The 21,128-nt window shown below is 67.4% G+C and carries 18 protein-coding genes; 16 read left to right on the top strand and 2 right to left on the bottom strand.

Translation table 11 applies throughout. The features are described from left to right. The first annotated feature begins 1 nt into the window (after nucleotide 1). Genes hypF through hydE form a run of 9 tightly spaced genes read left to right on the top strand, consistent with a single transcriptional unit; the run spans nucleotide 2 to nucleotide 10,180 of the window. Nucleotides 2–2,548 (top strand): carbamoyltransferase HypF, encoded by a 2,547-nt coding sequence (hypF, locus tag J2S71_RS02215; protein WP_307388504.1) that lies wholly within the window; start codon nucleotides 2–4, stop codon nucleotides 2,546–2,548. Next, complete coding sequence (locus J2S71_RS02210; protein WP_021727111.1) at nucleotides 2,539–2,751, top strand: HypC/HybG/HupF family hydrogenase formation chaperone; 213 nt, start codon at nucleotides 2,539–2,541, stop codon at nucleotides 2,749–2,751. Before hypF ends, J2S71_RS02210 begins: the two co-directional genes overlap by 10 nt. Then, entirely contained in the window at nucleotides 2,751–3,890 is a 1,140-nt protein-coding gene (gene hypD, locus J2S71_RS02205; RefSeq protein WP_084620964.1) for a hydrogenase formation protein HypD, read from the top strand. Before J2S71_RS02210 ends, hypD begins: the two co-directional genes overlap by 1 nt. Next, nucleotides 3,887–4,891 (top strand): hydrogenase expression/formation protein HypE, encoded by a 1,005-nt coding sequence (hypE, locus tag J2S71_RS02200; RefSeq protein ID WP_021727126.1) that lies wholly within the window; start codon nucleotides 3,887–3,889, stop codon nucleotides 4,889–4,891. The genes hypD and hypE overlap by 4 nt, the downstream gene beginning before the upstream one ends. Before the next feature lie 14 nt (nucleotides 4,892–4,905). Continuing rightward, nucleotides 4,906–5,031: a hypothetical protein gene (locus J2S71_RS02195; RefSeq protein WP_307388501.1), complete on the top strand. Its 126-nt coding sequence runs from the start codon at nucleotides 4,906–4,908 to the stop codon at nucleotides 5,029–5,031. Further along, on the top strand, nucleotides 5,025–6,425 hold the full coding sequence (locus J2S71_RS02190) for a hypothetical protein (RefSeq protein ID WP_307388499.1): 1,401 nt from the start codon (nucleotides 5,025–5,027) through the stop codon (nucleotides 6,423–6,425). The genes J2S71_RS02195 and J2S71_RS02190 overlap by 7 nt, the downstream gene beginning before the upstream one ends. Next, a complete protein-coding gene (locus J2S71_RS02185; protein WP_307388497.1) occupies nucleotides 6,422–7,681 on the top strand; it encodes a nitrogenase component 1 in 1,260 nt (419 codons plus the stop codon). Before J2S71_RS02190 ends, J2S71_RS02185 begins: the two co-directional genes overlap by 4 nt. After that, complete coding sequence (hydF, locus tag J2S71_RS02180) at nucleotides 7,653–8,990, top strand: [FeFe] hydrogenase H-cluster maturation GTPase HydF (protein WP_307388495.1); 1,338 nt, start codon at nucleotides 7,653–7,655, stop codon at nucleotides 8,988–8,990. Before J2S71_RS02185 ends, hydF begins: the two co-directional genes overlap by 29 nt. Continuing rightward, entirely contained in the window at nucleotides 8,987–10,180 is a 1,194-nt protein-coding gene (gene hydE, locus J2S71_RS02175) for a [FeFe] hydrogenase H-cluster radical SAM maturase HydE (protein WP_307388493.1), read from the top strand. Before hydF ends, hydE begins: the two co-directional genes overlap by 4 nt. 8 nt (nucleotides 10,181–10,188) lie before the next feature. Here hydE and J2S71_RS02170 read toward each other — a convergent pair whose 3' ends face one another. Further along, complete coding sequence (locus tag J2S71_RS02170; protein ID WP_021727062.1) at nucleotides 10,189–10,449, bottom strand: TM1266 family iron-only hydrogenase system putative regulator; 261 nt, start codon at nucleotides 10,447–10,449, stop codon at nucleotides 10,189–10,191. A gap of 355 nt (nucleotides 10,450–10,804) precedes the next feature. Between J2S71_RS02170 and J2S71_RS02165 the strand changes: the two genes are divergently transcribed. From J2S71_RS02165 to J2S71_RS02135, 7 genes are all read left to right on the top strand, one after another. Next, the gene (locus tag J2S71_RS02165; RefSeq protein ID WP_021727123.1) at nucleotides 10,805–13,444 is read left to right on the top strand and encodes an ATP-dependent Clp protease ATP-binding subunit; all 2,640 of its coding nucleotides are present in this window, start codon (nucleotides 10,805–10,807) and stop codon (nucleotides 13,442–13,444) included. Nucleotides 13,445–13,594: 150 nt separating this feature from the next. After that, a complete protein-coding gene (disA, locus tag J2S71_RS02160; protein WP_021727106.1) occupies nucleotides 13,595–14,665 on the top strand; it encodes a DNA integrity scanning diadenylate cyclase DisA in 1,071 nt (356 codons plus the stop codon). Next, the gene (gene ispD, locus J2S71_RS02155; protein ID WP_021727102.1) at nucleotides 14,662–15,468 is read left to right on the top strand and encodes a 2-C-methyl-D-erythritol 4-phosphate cytidylyltransferase; all 807 of its coding nucleotides are present in this window, start codon (nucleotides 14,662–14,664) and stop codon (nucleotides 15,466–15,468) included. The genes disA and ispD overlap by 4 nt, the downstream gene beginning before the upstream one ends. After that, on the top strand, nucleotides 15,468–15,956 hold the full coding sequence (ispF, locus tag J2S71_RS02150; RefSeq protein WP_021727073.1) for a 2-C-methyl-D-erythritol 2,4-cyclodiphosphate synthase: 489 nt from the start codon (nucleotides 15,468–15,470) through the stop codon (nucleotides 15,954–15,956). The genes ispD and ispF overlap by 1 nt, the downstream gene beginning before the upstream one ends. A 417-nt stretch (nucleotides 15,957–16,373) precedes the next feature. Beyond that, nucleotides 16,374–17,642 (top strand): glycosyltransferase, encoded by a 1,269-nt coding sequence (locus J2S71_RS02145; protein WP_307388489.1) that lies wholly within the window; start codon nucleotides 16,374–16,376, stop codon nucleotides 17,640–17,642. Between the two features lie 10 nt (nucleotides 17,643–17,652). Next, the gene (locus tag J2S71_RS02140) at nucleotides 17,653–18,855 is read left to right on the top strand and encodes a radical SAM protein (protein ID WP_307388487.1); all 1,203 of its coding nucleotides are present in this window, start codon (nucleotides 17,653–17,655) and stop codon (nucleotides 18,853–18,855) included. Then, nucleotides 18,852–20,075: a glycosyltransferase family 4 protein gene (locus tag J2S71_RS02135; protein ID WP_307388485.1), complete on the top strand. Its 1,224-nt coding sequence runs from the start codon at nucleotides 18,852–18,854 to the stop codon at nucleotides 20,073–20,075. Before J2S71_RS02140 ends, J2S71_RS02135 begins: the two co-directional genes overlap by 4 nt. An 18-nt stretch (nucleotides 20,076–20,093) precedes the next feature. Here the strand turns inward: J2S71_RS02135 and J2S71_RS02130 are convergent, their stop codons facing one another. Next, on the bottom strand, nucleotides 20,094–21,119 hold the full coding sequence (locus J2S71_RS02130) for a glycosyltransferase (RefSeq protein WP_307392401.1): 1,026 nt from the start codon (nucleotides 21,117–21,119) through the stop codon (nucleotides 20,094–20,096). Between the last annotated feature and the right edge of the window lie 9 nt (nucleotides 21,120–21,128).

Here is a 21,128-nt window from a genome sequence, read left to right as displayed (position 1 = left end):
GATGACGACACATGCCGCGACGCCCCATGAGACGGGCACCTCAGCGCACGAGGCGCTCGTGACGCGCCTCGTGCGCTGCTTCGGCATCGTGCAGGGCGTGGGGTTTCGTCCCACGGTCGCACGGCACGCGGTCGGGGCGGGGGTGTGTGGCACGGTCTGCAACAAGGGCCCCTACGTCGAGATCATCGCACAGGGCAGCCCCGAGCGGGTCGCGCGCTTCACGGACCTCGTCCGGCGCCATCCACCTCGGCGGGCCTATGTCATCAAGGTTGACGAGTGGGACGTCCCTGCCGGTACGGCCCGACGCTACGACACCTTCTCGATCGTCGGGAGCGAGCGGGCGCGCGGCGCCATCTTCGTCTCGCCCGACATCGCCATCTGCGACGACTGTGCGCGCGAGCTCTTTGACCCCACCAACCGCCGCTATCTGCATCCCTTCATCAACTGCACGTGCTGTGGGCCGCGTCTCACGATTCTGGACGCGCTGCCCTATGATCGTGAGCGGACGAGCATGGCGGCGTTCCCTCTGTGCCCCGACTGCGCGCGCGAGTACCTGGACCCCTCGTCGCGTCGCTACGACGCGCAGCCGGTCTGCTGCAACGACTGTGGTCCCGAGGAGTACCTGCTGGGGCGCGACGAGCGCGGGCACGCGGCCATCAGCGCGGCGCGGCGCGCGCTCGCCGCCGGCGGCATCGTGGCCGTCAAGGGCGTCGGGGGCTTCCACCTGTGCTGTGACGCCACCAATGAGAGGGCTGTGAGCCTGCTGCGCCGGCGCAAGCGCCGTCCGCGGAAGCCCCTTGCCGTCATGATGGGCAGCGAGGAGGTCGTCCACCGCGAATGCACTCTCTCGGCGGCGCAGGAGGAGGTGCTGCGCGGCCACCAGCGGCCCATCGTCCTGCTGCGACGTCGGGCGGGCGGGCTGCTCGCGCCGAGCGTCGCCCCGGGCAACCCCAGCGTGGGCGTCATGCTGCCCTATGCGCCGATACAGCTCCTGCTCTTTCGCTACGATGACGACGTCCAGGTGCCCGACTGCCTGGTCATGACCAGCGGTAACGTCTCGGGGGCACCCATCTGCCGGGACGAGGGGGATGCGCGGGACGAGCTCGCGGGCCTTGCCGACCTCATCCTGTCGCACGACCGCCCGATCCGCACGCGTGCGGACGACTCGGTCATGGACCTCTTCGAGGGCGCGCCCTACATGATCCGTCGCTCGCGCGGCTATGCGCCGCTGCCCGTGGTGCTCTCGCAGCGCCTCGCGCGGGGTGTGGAGGACGTTTGCGTGCTGGCCGTGGGAGGCGAGCTCAAGAACACCTTCTGCATCGGCAGGGGAGACCTCTTCTACCCCTCCGCCCATGTGGGTGACCTGAGCGACCTGCGCACCGTGCGGGCGCTCGAGGAGTCCGTGCGCCGCATGGAGACGCTCCTGGAGGCACATCCCCAGGCCATCGCCTGTGACCTGCATCCCAGCTACAACGCCACGGCGATCGCCGAACGTCTCGCCGCCGCCGCGGGCGTCCCCGTGGTGCGCGTGCAGCATCACTTCGCGCACATCGCCTCCTGCCTGGCCGAGAACGACTGGACGGGCCCCGCAGTGGGCGTCGCGTTCGATGGCACGGGCCTGGGCACCGACGGCACCATCTGGGGCGGCGAGATCATGCTCGCCGACTACCATGGCTTTGAGCGCAGGGCGAGCATCCGTCCCTTCGTGCAGGTGGGTGGCGACCGCTCCTCGCTGGAGGGATGGCGCGTGGCCGTCTCGATGCTGCAGGGGCTCACGCACGACGTGGGGCGCACGCTCGAGCTCGCGGCACGCCTCGGCCTGTGTGACGAGAGGAGCGCCCGCGCACAGGTCATGATGGTCGAGCGGCGCATCAATGCCGTCACGTCCACGAGCGCGGGGCGGCTCTTCGATGCCGCCAGCGCCATCCTGGGCATCCGTCGCTCCTCCACCTACGAGGGCGAGGCGTCCTGCATGCTTGAGTACGCGGCACGCCGGTGGGCGGAGGGCCGGGGCGCGACCTTCCTGGCGGCAGGGGAGGCTGCGGGGGACGGGGTCCCGCTGCCGCTGCCCGACGTCCCCGGCCTTGCGGAGACCGGTCTGGTCGAGGCCATGCCACCACACGCGGGAGCGGCCCCCTCCCTCGTGCTCGGGACCGAGGGGCTCGTGCGGTGGCTTGTCGGGGGACGCCTTGCCGGGAGGCCCGTGGAGGGCCTTGCCTACGGCTTCCATGCCGCGCTCGCGCACATGGTGGCCACCGCCTGCCGGGCGATCGCACGGGAGGCGGGCGTCACCGCAGTGGCGCTGACGGGCGGCTGCTACCAGAACCGTCTCCTGCTGGGCCTCACGAAGCGCGCACTCATGGGGGCGGGCCTCTCCGTGCTCACGCACGGCCTCATTCCGCCCAATGACGGAGGCCTCGCCCTGGGCCAGGCGGTCGTTGCCGCCCAGGCCGTGGCGGACGGTGACGTGGACGGCGTCGCCCTGACGGGCATCGACCCCGGGGGCGCAGCGCCCCCGAGCAGGAAGGGAGAGACGACATGTGCGTAGGGGTAGCCGCGCGGGTGATCGCGGTGAGCGACGAGGGGGCGGCGCTCGTGGAGGCCACGGGGGCGCGGCGCGAGGTCTCGGCCCAGCTGCTGGACGACCTCGAGCCGGGTGAGTACGTGATGGTGCATGCGGGCGCCGCGATCGCCCGCATCTCGGATGATGACGCGTCCGAGGCGGACGGCCTCGTCGAGGAGTACCTGTGATGGGCGGACATGCCACGGCATGCGGCGCGCGCCGGTCGGCGCGCGAGGCGCTCGAGGGCTACGATGGGCCCCACGTACGCATCATGGAGGTCTGCGGCACCCACACGCACGAGCTGTTCCGCCAGGGCATCCGCCACATCCTGCCACCGCAGGTCGAGCTCGTCAGTGGGCCGGGCTGTCCGGTCTGCGTGACGCCGGTCGGCTTTGTCGACGAGGCCCTCATGCTTGCGCTCGACCGCGGCTGTACCATCTGTACCTTCGGCGACCTGGTGCGCGTGCCGGGGACCGAGCTGTCCCTGGCGGGGGCGCGTGCGCAGGGCGCCACGGTGCGGGTGGTCTACTCGCCCCAGGACGCCGAGGCCTATGCGGCCGCCCATCCGGACGAGCAGGTCGTGTTCCTCTCGGTGGGCTTCGAGACCACCGCGCCATCGAGCTGCCTTGCGGTGCGCGCGGCGACGGACGACGGGCTCACCAACTTCTCGCTGCTCACGGCCAACAGGACCATGCCCGGGGCCTACGAGGCCATGAGGGGCTCGACCGACCTGTTCCTCTATCCCGGTCACGTGCATGCCATCACGGGCACCAAGGTCTGCGAGGACCTCGTGGCGGAGGGCGTGAGCGGCGTGCTCGCCGGCTTCACGGCCACGGAGCTCGTGACGGCCCTGGCGGTGGGCGTGACCAAGTTCGCCCAGGGCGCGCCCTTCTTCGTCAACTGCTACCCCCGCGTCGTGCGGCCCGAGGGGGCCCCGGCGGCACGGCGCCTCGTGGCGCGCATGATGGAGCCGTGCGACGCCACGTGGCGCGGCATCGGTACGATCGCGGGCTCGGGCCTGCGCCTGCGCGAGCCCTATGCGGGCTATGACGCACGCGCGAGGTACGACCTGCCCCGCATCGATGGTCGGGAGAACCCCGCCTGTCGTTGCGGCGCGGTGCTGCAGGGCGCATGCACGCCACGAGCATGCCCGGCCTTCGGCACGGCCTGCACGCCCGAACATCCCGTGGGCGCCTGCATGGTCTCGAGCGAGGGCGCCTGCTCGGCCTTCTACCTGTACGGGGCCGACCTTGACGTGGGCCTGGCACCCGCGGCTTCAAGACGGCCCGTGACCTTAGGGCCAACAGAGGGGGGACGTCACTCGTGAACGACATCGTGACCTTGGCGCAGGGCGCCGGTGGCAGGCAGACCTCCGAGCTCATCGATGGCATCTTCAGGCGGCACCTGGCCAACCCGGACCTTACGGAGGATGACGCGGCGGTGCTTGCGGTGCCGGCGGGTCGCCTGGCCCTGTCGACGGACGGCTTCATCGTCTCCCCGGCGTTCTTCCCGGGTGGCGACGTGGGGGAGCTCAGCGTGTGCGGCACGGCCAACGACGTGGCGTGCATGGGCGCCAAGCCCCTGTACCTCACCTGCGCCTTCCAGATCGAGGAGGGCTTCCCCATGGCCGACCTCGAGCGCATCGTGGCCTCCATGGGGAGGGTGGCCCGCGAGGCGGGCGTCGCCGTGGTGGCGGGGGACACCAAGGTCGCCGGCAAGGGCCAGGTGGACGGCGTGTTCATCACCACGACGGGCGTGGGCCTCGTGCGCGCGGGAGCGCGTCCCTCAGGCTCCCATGCCGAGCCAGGCGATGCCGTGGTCGTGACGGGCGACGTGGGCCGTCATGGCTGTGCGATCCTGTTGGCCCGCGACACGTACGGGATCGAGGCGGATGTCACGAGCGACTGCGCGCCGCTTGCGGCCGCGGTGGAGGCCGCGCTCGACGCCGTGCCCGACATCCACACGATCCGCGATGCCACCCGCGGCGGCGTGGGCACGGTGCTCTACGAGATCGCCCACCAGAGCAGGGTGGGCGTGCGCCTGGACGATGCGGCGGTTCCCGTCGCCCCCGGGGTGGCGGGCGTCTGCGGCATGCTGGGACTCGATCCGCTCTATCTGGCCTGTGAGGGTCGGCTCGTGATGATCTGCCCCGCCGCCAAGGCCGAGCGCCTGGTTCGGGCCCTCCGGGGGTGCCCGCACGCGGAGGGTGCGACCATCATCGGCCACATCACCAACGAGCTTCCCGGTCGCGTGGTCATGGACACCGAGCTTGGCACCCAGACCATCCTGCCCGAGCCGGGCAACGAGCTTCTGCCGCGCATCTGCTAGGCGAGGGGGTCGACATGGTACGGCTGGGACTCTTTGGCAGAGGCGACGTCGTCCACCGCAGGCTTGCCGCCGAGAGTGGCATGGACGTCGCCGATGGCATGTGCACCGGTGCGGCGGGGGAGGCGGTGCGCCCATGCTGACGCGCGTCATGCCCCAGGGGGACGAGGGGGCCGCGCAGGTGGCCCGTGCTGATGGGTACGCGGCCTTCGTGCGCGCGGCGGATGCGGCGTACCCGCGCCCCATTCCCAACGTCCTGGAGTTCAACGCGCCCGTGCACGAGAACTGGAACATCGTGCACACGGGCATGCTCGTGCCCGAGTGCCATCAGATATACGTCTGCGCCGACAACTGCCTGCGCGGGGTCGTGCTCACGGCCGCGGAGATGGGGATGTCTGACCGCTTCTCTGGCGTCGTCCTGGAGGAGAGGGACCTCTTGTGCGACAACCTGGAGTCCGTGACCATCGAGGGTGTCTCGGACGTCATCAGGCGTCTGCCCTACCGCCCGCGCGCGGTCATGATCTTCCTGGTGTGCCTGCACCACTCCATGGGCTGCGACGTCCGTTATGTGTACCGCGAGCTGGAGAGACGCTTCCCCGACATCTTCTTCATGCGCTGCTGGATGGATCCGATCATGCAGAAGACGGGCATCACGCCCGAGCAGAAGGAGCGCAAGGCCATGCTTGACGCGCTCCAGGAGCTTCCCATGGACAAGCGGCTCCTTGGCATCGTCTCGGACGACCTGCGCCTTCCGGATGACTCGGACATCGTGCGCCTGGTCCGGCGGGCCGGGTGGCGCGTGCTCCAGCTCCACGATGTTGGCAGCTTCGACGAGTACCTGTCGCTGGGTGCAAGTGCGCTCTTGCTCACACGCTCGTTCTTTGGGGCATGGGGGCTCGAGAAGACGGCCGATCGCTTGGGAAGGCGGTGGCTCTATCTTCCGCCCGCGCTTCTCTATGACAGCATCGACGAGGGGCTTGTCATCCTGGCGGACGCGCTTGGCTGCCCGGCACCCGGCACGGCGGACCTGCGCACCTCCTGCGACGTGGCCCTGGGCGCGCTCGCGGAGGAGCTCTCGGGGACGCCGGTCGCCATAGACTATGTTGCCATCAACCATCCCTTGGAACTCGCCCGCCTCCTGCTCGGTCGTGGCATAAACGTGCGCCGCGTGTACGTTGATACCGTGAGCGGGGAGGAGCGTGACACCCTGGAATGGCTGCGGGCGTGCGCCCCGGACCTCGAGCTGTGGAGCACCATCCACCCCACCCTGCGCCAGGAGTCGCGCGATGGCGGTGACAGCTGGCTGGCCGTTGGACCCAAGGCGGCGTGGTTCTGTGGGACCACGCACTTCGTGAATGTCATAGAGACGGATGGCATGTGGGGCTACTCGGCCATCCTCGGTCTCGTGCGCCTTATGCGCGAGGCATGGGCGGAGCGGAAGGACACGAGGGGGCTCGTCCCGCGCAAGGGACTTGGCATGCCCTGCTGCTGCCAGGTGCCAAGCGTGTCTCGTGCGGCGGGAGGTGCGTGTGCATGAGGCAGGCGTACCAGGCACTTCCCGTATACACCGGTGACATTTCGGGCGTGTGCTCGGCCCTCTTCGAGCTGGGCGGCATGGTCGTGATTCACGACCCCTCGGGCTGCAACTCAACCTACAACACGCATGACGAGATTCGCTGGTACGACCAGGACAGTCTCATCTTCATCAGCGGCCTCACCGAGCGCGACGCGGCCCTGGGAAACGACGAGAGGCTGGTTCGCGATGTGGTGGAGGCCGCGGATCAGACTCACCCGCGCTTCATCGTGCTGGTGAGTTCCCCCATACCCTTCCAGATCGGGACGGACCTCGCTGCCATCGCACGCCTCGTCGAGGCCAGGAGCGGCGTTCCCACCCGTTGCGTGCCAACCAACGGTATGCACGACTACGTGCGCGGAGCCGGGCTTGCCCTCCAGCTTGTCGCGGGGCAGGTGATGGCGCCCCTCGGTGCCGATGCCGATGTCCGTCCCAGCGTGAACGTGCTGGGCATGACGCCGCTCGACTTTGCCGCCGAGGGAACGAGGGAGTCGCTGGTGGGTTGGCTCGAGGGGGCCGGCTTTCGGCTGCAGTCGTGCTGGGCCATGGGAGACACGCTTGACACCATCCTGGCGGCGGCACGTGCGGACGCGAACCTCGTGGTCTCCGCAACCGGCATGCGTGCCGCTCGTGTGCTCGAGAGGCGCCTTGGCATTCCCTACGTGGTGGGCTTTCCCGTGGGGACCTTTGCCGGCCGCCTTGAGCGCGCACTTCGCGACGCGCTGCGGGATGGGAGAAGCAGGCTCGCCTACCAGGACGTGCGGCGCGCAACCGTCGGGGAGCGCAGGGTGGAGGATTGCGTCCCCCTCATCGGCGAGCCGGTGTCCATGGGATCCATCGCCGCGGGCCTCGAGCTCGTGCGGGTTCCCACGCGCCTGGTCACCCCGCTCGAGGACACGCATGACCTCCTGGAGCCAAGTCTGTGGGACGTCTGTGCCCCTGGAGAGGAGCGCCTGCGGCAGGTCCTGGCGCAGGCGACGCTGATGGTGGGGGACCCGTTCCTCTCGGCGGTGTGCCCCCAAGGCGCCAGGTTCTGCGACCTTCCGCACCTCGCGCTCTCAGGTCGGCAGTGGTTGCACGAGATTCCGGACGTCGCAAGGCTCGACCCGTTGGAGCTGCTGGGAGGATCGCGTCTGGTAGGAAGTGCGACGCTTGTCGATCTCGAGATGGCTTCGAGGAGGGGGAGATCTCATGGGCATGAGCGACACGCCCTCGGCTGAGCGGGTGCACATCGGGTTCTTCGGCCGCAGGAACGCAGGCAAGTCCTGCGTCGTCAATGCCATCACGGGACAGGGCCTCTCGGTCGTGTCGGATACGCTGGGCACCACGACCGACCCGGTGCGCAAGTCCATGGAGCTCCTGCCGCTGGGTCCCGTCGTGGTCATCGACACGCCCGGCTTCGACGACGTGGGGACGCTCGGACAGAGGCGGGTGCACGCAACGCGTCGTGTGCTCGACCAGACCGACCTCGCCGTGCTCGTGGTGGATGCCACGCAGGGCCTTGGCGCATGCGACGAGCAGCTCATCGGTCTCTTCCGCTCGCACGACGTGCCCTATGTCGTGGCCTACAACAAGCGTGACCTGCTCGGTGCCCTCCCCGAGGCGGGAGCGCACGACGTGTACGTGAGCGGCCTCACGGGGGAGGGCATCGGCGCCCTCAAGGAGCGCATCGCCGCCATCGGGACGGCGGGCCACGACGTGCTGCCGATGCTTCTCGACCTCGTCGGCCCGGATGATCTCGTGGTGCTGGTCGTTCCCATCGACAAGGCGGCCCCCAGGGGCCGGCTCATCCTTCCCGAGCAGATGGCGGTGCGCGACGTGCTGGACGCCGGTGCCGAGTGCCTCGTGGTGCAGGAGGTGCGCCTGGGCAGGACGCTCGAGCGGATGGCCCCACGCAAGCCCACGCTCGTCGTCACGGACAGCCAGGTCTTTGGTCCCGTCTCGCGCGTCGTGCCCCAGGACGTGCGGCTGACGTCGTTCTCCATACTCATGGCCCGTCACAAGGGCCTGCTGGCCGGTGCGGTGGAGGGTGTGCGTGCGCTCGACGGCCTGGCGGATGGCGATCGCGTGCTCGTCTCGGAGGGGTGCACGCACCACAGGCAGTGCGACGACATCGGCACGGTCAAGCTCCCGCACTGGCTGGCCGAGCACACGGGATGCGACCTTGCGCTCGAGACCACGTCGGGGAGGGGCTTTCCCGATGATGTGACGCCCTATCGGCTGGTCATCCACTGCGGGGGCTGCATGCTCAACGCCCGCGAGATGGCGCATCGCGCGACCCAATGCGCCGGGCAGGGCGTTCCCATGACCAACTACGGCATCGCCATCGCCCACATGAAGGGCATCCTGCGGCGCAGCCTGAGCCTCTTTCCCGACTTGGTCGCGACCCTGGACGCAGAGCCGCGCGACCACGACCGCGGCGTCTCCGATGACTTCGGCGACGGCCGTGCTCCAGCCAACGTGACCGCGCTCGTGACGGGTGCCGCGGCACGAGAGGTGTCGGCTCAGGGGGATGCGAGCGTCCGATGACGGGGAACGAGCGTCGCATACACGAGCTGCGCGAGACGCGTACGCTGGCGGCGGCCGAGCTGGCGGCGCTTCTTGCGACCATCACGCCGGCAGAGGAGCGGCAGCTCTATGCCGCCGCGCGCGCGGTGCGCGAGGAGCACTATGGCAAGGAGGTGTACCTGCGCGGCCTCATCGAGTTCACGAGCCACTGCAGGAACGACTGCCTCTACTGCGGGCTGCGCCGCAGCAATGCCCATGCAGAGCGCTACCGCCTTACCGAGGAACAGATCCTGGCATGCTGCGACGAGGGACACTGCCTGGGCTTTCGGACGTTCGTGCTGCAGGGTGGCGAGGATCCCGCCTACGCCGACGAAACCCTGTGCGACCTGATCTCCAGGATGCGCGCCGCCCATCCCGACTGTGCGGTCACGCTCTCGATAGGCGAGAGACCGCGCGCGAGCTACGAGCGCTACTTCGCGGCGGGAGCCGAACGCTATCTGCTCCGCCAGGAGACGTCCAACCCCTGGCACTACGGCAAGCTCCATCCCGTGGAGCTCTCCCTGGCCAATCGCAAGCGCTGCCTGTATGACCTCAAGGACATCGGCTATCAGGTGGGCTGCGGCATCATGGTCGGCTCGCCCTATCAGACCTGGGGTCATGTCGTCGAGGACCTGCTCTGGATGCAGGAGTTCCGGGCGGACATGGTGGGTATCGGCCCCTTCATCCCGCATAGGGACACGCCCTTTGGGAACCACGCCGCTGGGCCGATCGAGGACACGCTGCACCTGTTGGGCGTCATCCGCCTGATGCTGCCCGAGGTGCTGCTGCCTGCGACGACGGCGCTGGGCACCATCGACCCCCTGGGGCGCGAGCGGGGGCTGCTCGCCGGGGCCAACGTGGTGATGCCCAACCTCTCACCGCGGGACGTGCGCAGCAAGTACCTGCTGTACGACGGGAAGATCTGTACGGGTGACGAGGCGGCCGAGTGTCGCCGCTGCATGGAGCGGCGCGTCGCGCGCGTGGGCTACCGCGTGGTGGAGAAGCGGGGCGACCATCCCTCGTGGCGCGATGCCGCCACCGAGCGCGACCTCGTGCGCAGCCTCGATGGCGGCGATGGTGGCCCGGGGGACGGCCAGGCGCGATGCAGGGGGTGCGCAACGGCACCGGATGCGCTCGGGCAGCACGTTGAGGAGCTGCTGCGCACGACCTGACCGATGGCCTACTCCGCATCGAAGAACAGGTTGGAGAAGGCGGTCCTGCAGCTGACGCCGTCAAGCGCGCCGATGCGACCCGTGAGTGCGGAGGTCCTGTCCTGCGGGGCATCGACGGCGATGCTGATGACGCTGATGTCGCGCCTGTGGTAGGGGATGCCCATGCGACCGATGATGATGTCGGCAAACTCGTGGAGCAGCTCGTTGAGCGCCTCCACGGAAGCGGGATCCTCGACGATGATGCCAATGACGGCGACGCGTGACTGCATGGACACTCCCCCTGACCCGCGATGAGCCGGTGTTGCGTATGACTGCAGTATACGATGCGGGGAGCAGGTGGTCATCGGGTGGGGTCGCTGAGGGCCTGATTTTCAGACGTCTACCCAAGAGATCGCCCCAAATGTGCGTTCCTGTCGTCTCGCACGGCGTTTGACCCGTTGGGCCTTTTCGGAATGCGTTGAAACGTACACTTTGGGGCGGCACCCCGAGCAGCGGACCCATGAATGGTGCGCGCATCCCCCATGCTCCGTGGTTTTGTGCCGTACGAAGAGGGGTATAACGACCACCGATACATAGCGGTTGGCGTTTGCCCGACCTACGACCCAAAAAGGGGGCGCACACCACATGTTCGAGAAGTTCACAGACAAGGCGCGCAAGGTCATGAGCCTCGCGCAGGACGAGGCGCGCAGTCTCGGCAAGATGTACGTGGGCACGGAGCACCTGCTCCTCGCCCTCATCAAGGAGGGGGAGGGCATCGCCGCGCAGGCGCTCAGCAGCCTGGACGTCACCTACACGGAGACCCTCGCCACCGTCAGGGAGATCAGCTCCGAGGACAACCAGCCCGTTCCCGGGGGGCACATCCCCTTCACGCCGCGCGCCAAGCGCGTGCTGGAGGATGCCTATCGCGAGACCATGACGCGCAACCAGACCTACATAGCCACGGAGCACCTGCTTTTGGGCATCATCTCCGAGTCTGATGACCGCGCCATGACGGCGCTCTCGCGCATGGGCGTCTCGGCGGACGCCGTGCGTAACGCCGTCAACGAGCTCATCGACAAGAACGCCGACAAGCCCAAGGAAAGCCACCAGCAGCCTACCGGCGTGGGCTTTGGCCAGCAGTTCTTTAGCGGCATGGGCCAGGGGCCGCAGGGACAGCAGTCGGATGACTCCTCCACGCTCGAGCAGTATGGCCGTAACCTCACGCAGCTGGCGTCTGACGGCAAGCTCGACCCCGTCATCGGGCGCGACCGCGAGGTGGAGCGCGTCATGCAGGTGCTGGCGCGCCGCCAGAAGAACAACCCGCTCATCCTGGGTGACCCCGGCGTGGGCAAGACGGCCATCGTCGAGGGGCTCGCCCAGCTCATTGCCACGGGCAACGTTCCCGACATCCTGCGTGGGCGCCAGATCTGGACGCTCGACCTGGCGAGCCTCGTGGCGGGTGCCAAGTACCGCGGCGAGTTCGAGGAGCGCCTCAAGAAGGTCATCGCGGAGGTCATGGACAATAAGTCCATCATCCTCTTCATCGACGAGATCCACACCATCATCGGCGCGGGCTCCGCGGAGGGTTCCGTGGACGCGGCGTCCATCCTCAAGCCGCCCCTGTCGCGCGGCGAGATCCAGGTGATCGGCGCCACGACGGCGGAGGAGTATCGCAAGCACATCGAGAAGGACTCCGCCCTCGAGCGCCGCTTCCAGCCCGTCTTCGTGGGCGAGCCCTCGCCCGAGGACACGTTGGAGATCCTGCACGGCCTGCAGGGTGCCTATGAGAGGCACCACCATGTCAAGTATACCGAGGATGCCCTCGCGGCGGCCGTCACGCTGTCCAATCGCTACGTGCAGGATCGCTTCCTGCCCGACAAGGCCATTGATACCCTCGACGAGGCCGGCGCCCGCACCCGTGTGCACAAGATGACCCTGCCGCCCGAGCTGGCCCAGGTGGACGAGCAGCTCGCCCACATCAAGGAAGAGAAGGCCAAGGCCGCCCAGGCTCAGGAGTTCGAGGAGGCGGCTCGCCTGCGCGATCGCGAGAAGGAGCTCGCTGCCCAGCGCGACGAGCTCGAGACCGCGTGGCGCGAGAGCACCGATGCCGCCGTCACCGTCGTGGATGCCGACGCCATCGCCGACGTCATCTCCGACATCACGGGCGTGCCCGTCTCCAATCTCACCGAGGCGGAGGCGGTCAAGCTCCTGCGTTGCGAAGACGCCCTGCACCAGCGCGTCATCGGGCAGGACGAGGCCGTCACCAAGGTGGCCCGCGCCATCCGTCGTAGCCGCTCGCCCCTCAAGGACCCGCGTCGTCCCGGCGGCTCCTTCATCTTCCTCGGTCCCTCGGGCGTGGGCAAGACGGAACTCGCCAAGTCCCTCGCTGCGTTCCTCTTCGGCAGCGAGGATGCCCTCATCAGCTTCGACATGTCGGAGTTCATGGAGCGCCACACCGTCTCCAAGCTCGTCGGTGCCCCTCCGGGGTACGTGGGCTACGACGAGGGCGGCGAGCTCACCAAGGCCGTCCGCCGGCGTCCCTACTCCGTGGTGCTCTTCGACGAGATCGAGAAGGCCCACCCTGACGTCTTCAACGTGCTGCTGCAGATCCTTGACGAGGGCCGCCTCACGGACGGCCAGGGCCGCACCGTGGACTTCTCCAACACCGTCATCATCATGACGTCCAACATCGGTGCGCGTGACATCGCCCAGACCACCACCATGGGCTTCTCGGCCCAGGGCGCGTCCGGCCTCTCCGACAAGGAGATCAACTCCCGCGTGATGAGCGAGCTCAAGCGGCTCTTCCGTCCCGAGTTCCTCAACCGCGTGGACGAGATAGTGGTCTTCAAGTCGCTCACGGGTGAGCAGCTGCGCGGCATCGTGGACCTCATGGTGGCCGACCTGTGCAACCGCATGATCGCCCAGGGCATGTCCATCGAGCTCACGGATGGGGCCCGTGACCTCATCGCCAAGGAGGGCACCGACCCCATCTACGGTGCCCGCCCGCTTCGCCGCGCCATCCAGACGCTCATCGAGGACCCGCTTTCCGAGGAGCTGCTCCAGGGCACATGGAAGGCCGGAGACATCATCAAGGTGGATGCCGAGGGTGAGGGAGACGAGCGCAGGCTCACCTTCACCAAGGGCGAGGGCGAGATTCCCAAGATGACCGAGCACACCCATATGGATCTGCCCAAGGCGCGTGAGCATTGGGGGTCGTCTCCCGCCTCCCCCCATCGGGGCGACGCTGCCAGTGACACCGAAGGCGGTGTGCTCTCTGCGGAGTGACCTGAGCGGGAGGCGCTTTTCTGTGGATGAGGGCGACAGGTGCGAGCCGGCGCGCCGAGTGGCTCCATCGCCGCTCGGCGCGTGTCATATACTGGTCATGTGACAGACATGCCGACGCCCCATCGCGCCGGCTCCGGCAAGGGGGTTTGCATGGGAGACACCGTGGACATCGAGTGCGGCCCCAAGGACCGCGTGCACGATGCCATCAAGAAGACGGCGCCCGGAACCGCCCTGCGCCACGCGCTTGACATGATCATAGGCGGGAACCTGGGCGCCCTCATCTGCATAGGTGACACCGACCGCGTCATCAGCGCCGGTGGCGATGGTTTCAAGCTGGACATCTCGTTCACGGCGAACCGCCTCTTCGAGCTGGCCAAGATGGATGGCGCCATCGTGATCGACCGCGACCTCACGCAGATCCTGCGTGCCAACTACCACCTCAACCCCGACCCATCACTGCCCACCTCGGAGACGGGCATGCGCCACCGCACCGCCGCGCGCATGAGCCTGCTCACCGACGCGCTGGTCGTCTCGGTCTCGGAGCGCCGTCAGGTGGTCACGCTCTACATTGGGGGCAAGGGTTACCAGCTCAAGGGTGTCCCCGAACTCATGAGCACCGTCAACCAGCTGCTCGTCTCCATGCAGAGCACGCGTGCGCAGCTCGACCGCTCGCTGCTGCGCCTGACGACGCTCGAGCTGGACAACTACGTCACGATGTCCGACATCACGGAGACCATCTATCTCTTCGAGATGCTGACCACGATCTCCGATGAGCTGGACGAGTACATCCTGCGCCTGGGTACCGCGGGCAAGTCCATCAAGATGCAGCGCGACGAGTTCGTGGGTACCACCTCCGACGACTACACGCTCCTGCTGCGCGACTATGCGAAGGATGACCATTCCACCGAGCATGCGGCGGGTCTGCGGCGCGAACTGCACAAGACGGCCAACGAGAGCCTGCGCTCTCCCAAGCGCGTGGCGGAGTTTTTGGGTTACGAGGACCTCGAGGATGCCATTCTCAAGCCGTTGGGCCTGCGCACGCTCTCCAACGTCTCTGTGGTCCGCAAGGGCATGGCCGACAAGATCGTGGACGAGTTCGGCTCGCTCCAGCAGCTCATGGATGACATCGAGCGCAACCCCTCGCGTCTGGATGATGCCGGGGTCGAGAACCCCGGCATCCTGGCCAACAGCCTCTATCGCATGTGGGGCAAGCGCGCATGAGTGTCCCTGGCCTCACGCCCACGCCCTGCGTCCTGCCCCAGCGCCTCGCCGCGCCCGAGCGGTCGGCGGACACGTGCGCGCTCATCGTGGCCGGGGGTGTAGGGGAACGCTTTGGCGATGCGTGCGGCAAGCAGTACGTCGAGCTCTGCGGCCTGCCCATCGTGTGCTGGTCGCTCATCGCGTTCGACCGGGCTCCGTCCGTGGCGCAGATCGTGCTGGTGGTTGCCGAGGGGCGCCTGCAGGACGTGCGCAGCGAGGTGCTCCCGCGTGTGAGCCTGGACGCGCCCGTGGTGCTCGCCCGGGGTGGGGCCACGCGCCAGGACTCCGTGTCCGCGGGCCTTGCGGCCATGGACGAGACGCTCGCGCTCGTCGCCGTGCACGATGCCGCACGCCCGCTCATCGAGACCCCTGCCATCGAGACGTGCGTCGCTCGGCTTCGTGCGGACGAGGGGCTTGATGGCGCCATCTGCGCCGCGCGCTCCACGGACACCCTCAAGCTCGTGGAGGGCGAGACGGTGGTGGCCACGCCCGATCGCAGCTTCTACTGGGCGGCGCAGACCCCGCAGGCGTTTCGCACGCGCACGCTGAAGGCGGCGCATCGCGCGGCACGCTTTGACGACTACCGGGGGACCGATGATGCGTCGCTCGTGGAGCGACGCGGTGGCCGGATCGCCTGCGTCGAGACGTCCACCACCAACCTCAAGGTGACTCATCCCAACGACTTCCTCATCGCCCAGGCCTTCATGGAGGCGCGCCTCATGAGCGAGGGCTGTGGCATCAGCCCCATGGAAGGGGGCCTGTGATGCGGCTGCGCATCGGCCATGGCTTTGACGTGCACGCCTTCGCGGCGCCGGAGGATGGTCGCCCGCTCATGCTGGGGGGCGTCTCCGTGCCCGACGACCGCGGCCTCGCCGGTCACTCCGATGCGGACGTGGTCATCCACGCCCTGATGGACGCCCTGCTCGGTGCCCTGCGCCAGGGTGACATCGGCCAGCTCTTCCCCGATACGGATCCTGTCTATGCGGGTGCGGACTCTCGCAGGCTGCTGCGGCGCGTTGCCTACCTGGTGCGCGAGGAGGGCTGGCAGGTCGTGGATGCGGACTGCACCATTGCGGCGCAGGTTCCCAGGCTCGCCCCCTACCGCGCTGCCATGCGCATGGCCATGGCAGAGGCCCTGGGCATTCCCGTGGAGCACATGGGCGTGAAGGCGACCACCACCGAGCGCCTGGGCTTCGTGGGACGCGAGGAGGGCATCGCCGCCTGGGCCGTGTGCCTGCTGGGACGGGAATAGGGCCCATGACCATGGCAGTCGAGGCACGGGACCGCCCTGCTGCCGGCCGCATGGGGTGCGATGGCCTCCTCGTGGGACGCATGAGCCTGCGGCACCGTCTGCACGCGGAGGGGCGTGTGAGGAGGGCACCCGGCACGAGCGCTTTTTGTCTGGGCGCGAGGATGTGCCCGTGAGCCTGCCGGCAGGCATATGATATGGTATCGCGTGCCTGATGGGCAGGGGCAAAGGGGCCTCCGGCGGCGTGGATGCCGCACCCTTCCGGGAACGTGCCGGTGTGGTGTGGGAGGCCCGCGCCCAGCCGTCCAACGATCCCATGGCCTTTCGGCTCGGTGCCCGTGTCCGCGCACCTGCGCCATCCGCCCACAGGGGCGGAGGGCGCATGGGCCCTCATGCCTCGTCAGAAAGGAGGATCGGCTGATGAGGATACTGCTGGTGAACAAGTTCCACTACCGCAGGGGTGGCTCCGAGGCCTACTACTTCGCACTTGCGGAGGGCCTGAGGAGCAAGGGCCATGAGGTGGCGTGCTTCTCCATGCAGGACGACCGCAACCTTCCCTGTGAGCAGGCCAGGTACTTCGTCTCCCCAAGGGAGTACGACAAGCCCGCCTCCCTGACCCAGAGGCTGGGGTCCGCGACGTCTCTCATCTACTCGCGTGAGGCCAAGAGGAAGTTCGATGCCCTGTGCAGGGAGTTCAGACCCGATGTCATTCACCTCAACCTCGTGCACCGGCAGATCTCCTTCTCGATACTCGATGCACCGGCGGCCCAGGGCATCCCCGTGGTCTATACGGCTCATGACTACGTGCTCGTGTGCCCCGCCTACACCATGCTCGATGGTGGGGGAGCCGTCTGTGACGACTGCCTTGACGGGCACTTCATGCACTGTGCGCGAAAGCGCTGCGTGAAGTCCTCCCTTGCCAAGAGCGCGCTTGCCGTCGCGGAGGCGGAGTTCCTGCGTAGGCATGGGAGCTATGGGAAGGTGGGCCTCTTCATCGCCCCCTCCGTGTTCATGCGGGACAAGCTGGTCGAGGGCGGCATCCCTGCCCACAAGGTCGTCGCCATGCAGAACTTTGCGCCCGACGACCTCATGGAACGTGCCGGGGGTGCCGGGGATGCAACGGATCGCACACATCCGTACCTGCTCTTCTTTGGCAGGCTCTCACATGAGAAGGGTGTCGAGCTGCTCGTCAGGGCCTTCCTGGCCGTGCTGCCGTCACTGCCGGGGGACTGGTCGTTGGTCATCGCCGGCGATGGTCCCCGTCGCGATGCGCTCCTCGAGCTGCTCGGCGAGGCCCAGGGCGCCGATCACGTGCGGCTTGTGGGCTCCAAGAGCGGGGATGAGCTGAGGCGGCTCGTACGGCAGGCATCCTTCGCGGTGGTCCCCTCCGTGTGGCGTGAGAACATGCCCTATTCGATCATCGAGGCGTTCGCCCAGGGCACGCCCGTCATCGGGACGCGCATAGGAGGCATTCCCGAGCTGGTGATGGGGGGGAGGACAGGCTGCTCCTGCGAGGCGGGGGATGTGGGGTCGCTTGCGCAGGCGATCGGGAGGGCGACGAGCATGGACGTGACGGACTACCGTCACATGCAGGCAGCGTGCAGGGAGTACGTCCTCACCAGGTGCGACCAGGCCACGTACATAAGCGATCTCGTGGGCCGCTACGGGCGGCTGCGGGCCGGGGGATAGAGGAAGGCTGATGGCAGGAAGAAGAGTGGCCAGGGGCAACGAGAAGCTCAACGGCACGGTCATCGTGACCTACCGTTGCAACGCCCGCTGCACGATGTGCAGCCGCTACAAGGCGCCCTCGAGGCCAGAGGAGGAGATCTCCCTGGGGACGATAGCCAAGCTTCCCAGGATGTACTTTACCAACATCACCGGGGGTGAGCCCTTCATCAGGGAGGATCTCAAGGACGTCGTCCGGGAGCTCTACAAGAGGTCGGACCGCATCGTCATCTCGACGAACGGCTTCTTCACCGATCGCATCGTGGACCTCTGCAAGGAGTTTCCCGACATCGGCATCCGCATATCCATCGAGGGCCTCGAGCAGACGAACAACGAGATTCGCGGCCTGCAGGACGGGTATCAGCGGGGCTACTCGACGCTCAAGAAGCTCCGCGACATGGGGATGACCGACGTCGGCTTCGGCATGACGGTCCAGGATGCGAACGCCCCCGACCTCGTGCCGCTGTATCGCATCTCCAACGAGATGGGCATGGAGTTCGCCACGGCGTCGCTGCACAACAGCTTCTACTTCGTCGAGGCCAGGAACATCATCCACAACCGCCCAATGGTCGCGAAGAACTTCGAGGACCTGATCAACGAGCTCCTTGCCTCCAACGAGCCCAAGAAGTGGTTTCGGGCCTACTTCAACCACGGCCTGATCAACTACATCTACGGACAGCCCAGGCTGCTTCCCTGTGACATGAGCTACGACACCTTCTTCATCGACCCCTATGGCGACGTGATGCCCTGCAACGGCACCAAGAGCAAGGAGGTCATGGGCAACCTCAACGAGCAGACGTGGGATGAGGTCTGGAACAGCGTGCAGGCCGACGTGGTGAGGGGGAAGGTCAGGCACTGCGACCGCAACTGCTGGATGATCGGCTCCGTGTCGCCTGCCATGCGCAAGCACATCCTGACGCCCCTCAGGTGGGTCCTCGTGCACAAGTTCCTGAGGGCGGGCAGGAAGAAGAAGTACAGCATGTACGAGAACAAGGTGTGCCGGGACTATCGCGACGGGAAGCTCACCAAGGAGCGGCTGGATCGGTGCAGCACCTGTGACCATGGGGCCGTGGCCGACAACGGCCTGAGCGCGGCCTCCCTGGAGCAGCTGAGACACCGAACGGGCGAGGAGATCGTGGGCGACGACCTCAAGGGGCAGCTGGGGAACACGCGGTGAACATCCTCTACGTGGCATACTCCTGCGATCCCTACGCAGGCAGCGAGGACAAGATCGGATGGAGCGTCCCGTTCGAGAGCGCACGCTCGAACCGTGTCCATGTGCTGACCAAGGAGGAGCAGCGCGAGCCGATAGAGAGGTACCTGGCGGCGCACCCGGCGTGCGACATCCGCTTCCATTACGTGGACATCCCGTCCGTGTGCAAGAGGCTCCTTGGGGAGTCCCTCTATTCCGGGCGCCTGGGTATCTGGAACAGGCGTGCCTACGCCACGGCCGCGCGCATCTGCGCCTCTGAGGCGATAGACCTCATCCACCAGGTCACCCCCGTCGAGTTCAGAGCCATCGGCGACTATGGCAGGATTGGGAACGTGCCCTTCGTGTGCGGGCCCGTGGGAGGTGCCGAGTACATACCGCCGGGGCTCAGGGGCTATGCCCAGGGGCACGAGGCGCAGGAGCTCGTGCGTCGGGCCGCCAATGCGCTCAGCCGGTGGCACCTGGCCACGTCGGGCGTGTTGGGCAGGGTTGACCATGTGCTGTTTGCCAACAGGGAGACGCAGGACTATCTAGGGGACCTCTGTGGGGGCCAGGATGCCAGGCCGTATCCAGAGATTGGCGTGGGGGAGCAGGAGCTTGCGCGGCGACGACGTCGGCGGCACGATGGCTGCACGATTCTCGTTGCTGGGAGGCTCGTCTATCGCAAGGGTCACGACCTCCTGCTGGACGCCCTTGCCGGGCTACCGGCTGACGTGCGCTGCGAATGTCGCATCGTGGGCGACGGATCCTGTCGGGAGGCCCTCGGGCGCCGCTGCCAAGGGGACGCACGGCTGCGGGATCGTGTCGTGCTGACCGGCGCAGCATCCTTCGAGGGGATGACGGAGGAGTACCAGAACGCTGACGTGCTGGTCATGCCAAGCCTGCGCGAGACCTCGGGGAGCGTCGTGCTGGAGGCCATGGCCCGTGGCCTGCCGGTCATCACGATAGGTCGCTTCGGCGGTGCCGAGATGGTGGATGCCGGCGTGGGCTGGCTCTATGCGGGGACGGACCAGGGCTCCTACGTGCGCTCGCTGCAGGAGGCCCTGATCGAGTGCATCGCCTCGCCCGAGGAGCGCGAGCGTCGGGGCGGCAGGGCGCGCGGAAGGGCCGAGCACTACACCTGGGGGACGAAGGTCACTCATTACCAGGACATCTACGACAGGCTGGTGCCGGGCGAGCGTACCTAGACCCAGCGTGCGCCGCACTCACTTGAATGCGGCGCATATGACGTACAGCAGGTCGACAGCCCTATGCTCCATAAGGAAGGCAAGCAGGCGCAGCTTGGGGGGGTATCGCCGCATGGGGTAGCGACGCACTCGCTCCGTCAGGAACCCATCTGAGCAGATCCGCCTCATGTTGGCCCGAGCGACGCGCCATGGTTGGCACCTGACCTCGGCATAGAGGCACTGGCGGGCCCGTCCCAGAAAGCTCCTGTCCAGCCTGTCCTGCGCGTCCAGCCCCAAGGCGGTGCAGCGTCTCTCGAGCTCCTGGTACAGCCTTCGATCCATCTCAAAGCGATCGCCTCGGTACGCCGTGGTGAGGGACGACCCGTTCTCGCAATAGTAATAGTAGTCACAGTCACTGATGGCCACCCGCTGCGCGTGCGGGTAGTAGTCGAGGTCAAAGATGAGGTCCTCGGAGATGAGCTGCCTCTCGGAGCAGAATCGGATGTCGTTGTCACAGATGATCTTTCGGGAATAGATCCCCAGCCACACCGACATCATCTGGTACATGTCATCAGGATAGCCGACCGGACTCCCCAGCATTCCCCTCAGTACGGTAGTGAGTATCTCGGTGCTGCCCGTGAACACGCTGCCCCCCAGGGGGTTCTGCCCCTGGCGGGACGAGCCGTCACCTCTGACCCTGGCATAGGCGCCCAGCACGGTATCGGCACCATGTCTGCAGGCGATGTCATAGAGACTCTCCAGGCCCGTCCGTGCGATGTAGTCATCCGAGTCGACGAATGCGACATAGTCGCCTCGCGCGCGGAGGAGGCCAGTGTTCCTGGCCATCCCCAACCCCTCGTTCCTCTTGTGGATCACCGTGACGTTCGCATGCTCCCGTGCGTACCTATCGCAGATCTGCGGGCACGCATCCGGCGACCCATCGTCGACGAGTATGATCTCGAGCTGTCTGAGGGTCTGCCCCAACAAGCTCTCGATGCACCGTCCCAGGTACCGCTCCACTCCGTACACGGGGACGATCACGCTGACCTTAACCGTGCCGGCCATCTGTCCCAC

It is taken from the genome of Olsenella profusa DSM 13989 (genome assembly GCF_030811115.1).
GTDB classification, from domain to species: Bacteria; Actinomycetota; Coriobacteriia; order Coriobacteriales; family Atopobiaceae; genus Olsenella_F; species Olsenella_F profusa.
The sequence above is the reverse complement of the archived record's forward strand: the minus strand, read 5'-3'. Positions and strand labels throughout refer to the sequence as shown.

Excerpts from the sequence above, each read along its gene's own strand:
- hypF (WP_307388504.1), top strand. The coding sequence starts at position 2 with ATGACGACACATGCCGCGACGCCCCATGAGACGGGCACCTCAGCGCAC.
- J2S71_RS02210 (WP_021727111.1), top strand. The coding sequence starts at position 2,539 with ATGTGCGTAGGGGTAGCCGCGCGGGTGATCGCGGTGAGCGACGAGGGG.
- hypD (WP_084620964.1), top strand. The coding sequence starts at position 2,751 with ATGGGCGGACATGCCACGGCATGCGGCGCGCGCCGGTCGGCGCGCGAG.
- J2S71_RS02195 (WP_307388501.1), top strand. The coding sequence starts at position 4,906 with ATGGTACGGCTGGGACTCTTTGGCAGAGGCGACGTCGTCCACCGCAGG.
- J2S71_RS02190 (WP_307388499.1), top strand. The coding sequence starts at position 5,025 with ATGCTGACGCGCGTCATGCCCCAGGGGGACGAGGGGGCCGCGCAGGTG.
- J2S71_RS02185 (WP_307388497.1), top strand. The coding sequence starts at position 6,422 with ATGAGGCAGGCGTACCAGGCACTTCCCGTATACACCGGTGACATTTCG.
- hydF (WP_307388495.1), top strand. The coding sequence starts at position 7,653 with ATGGGCATGAGCGACACGCCCTCGGCTGAGCGGGTGCACATCGGGTTC.
- hydE (WP_307388493.1), top strand. The coding sequence starts at position 8,987 with ATGACGGGGAACGAGCGTCGCATACACGAGCTGCGCGAGACGCGTACG.
- J2S71_RS02170 (WP_021727062.1), bottom strand. The coding sequence starts at position 10,449 with ATGCAGTCACGCGTCGCCGTCATTGGCATCATCGTCGAGGATCCCGCT.
- J2S71_RS02165 (WP_021727123.1), top strand. The coding sequence starts at position 10,805 with ATGTTCGAGAAGTTCACAGACAAGGCGCGCAAGGTCATGAGCCTCGCG.
- disA (WP_021727106.1), top strand. The coding sequence starts at position 13,595 with ATGGGAGACACCGTGGACATCGAGTGCGGCCCCAAGGACCGCGTGCAC.
- ispD (WP_021727102.1), top strand. The coding sequence starts at position 14,662 with ATGAGTGTCCCTGGCCTCACGCCCACGCCCTGCGTCCTGCCCCAGCGC.
- ispF (WP_021727073.1), top strand. The coding sequence starts at position 15,468 with ATGCGGCTGCGCATCGGCCATGGCTTTGACGTGCACGCCTTCGCGGCG.
- J2S71_RS02145 (WP_307388489.1), top strand. The coding sequence starts at position 16,374 with ATGAGGATACTGCTGGTGAACAAGTTCCACTACCGCAGGGGTGGCTCC.
- J2S71_RS02140 (WP_307388487.1), top strand. The coding sequence starts at position 17,653 with ATGGCAGGAAGAAGAGTGGCCAGGGGCAACGAGAAGCTCAACGGCACG.
- J2S71_RS02130 (WP_307392401.1), bottom strand. The coding sequence starts at position 21,119 with ATGGCCGGCACGGTTAAGGTCAGCGTGATCGTCCCCGTGTACGGAGTG.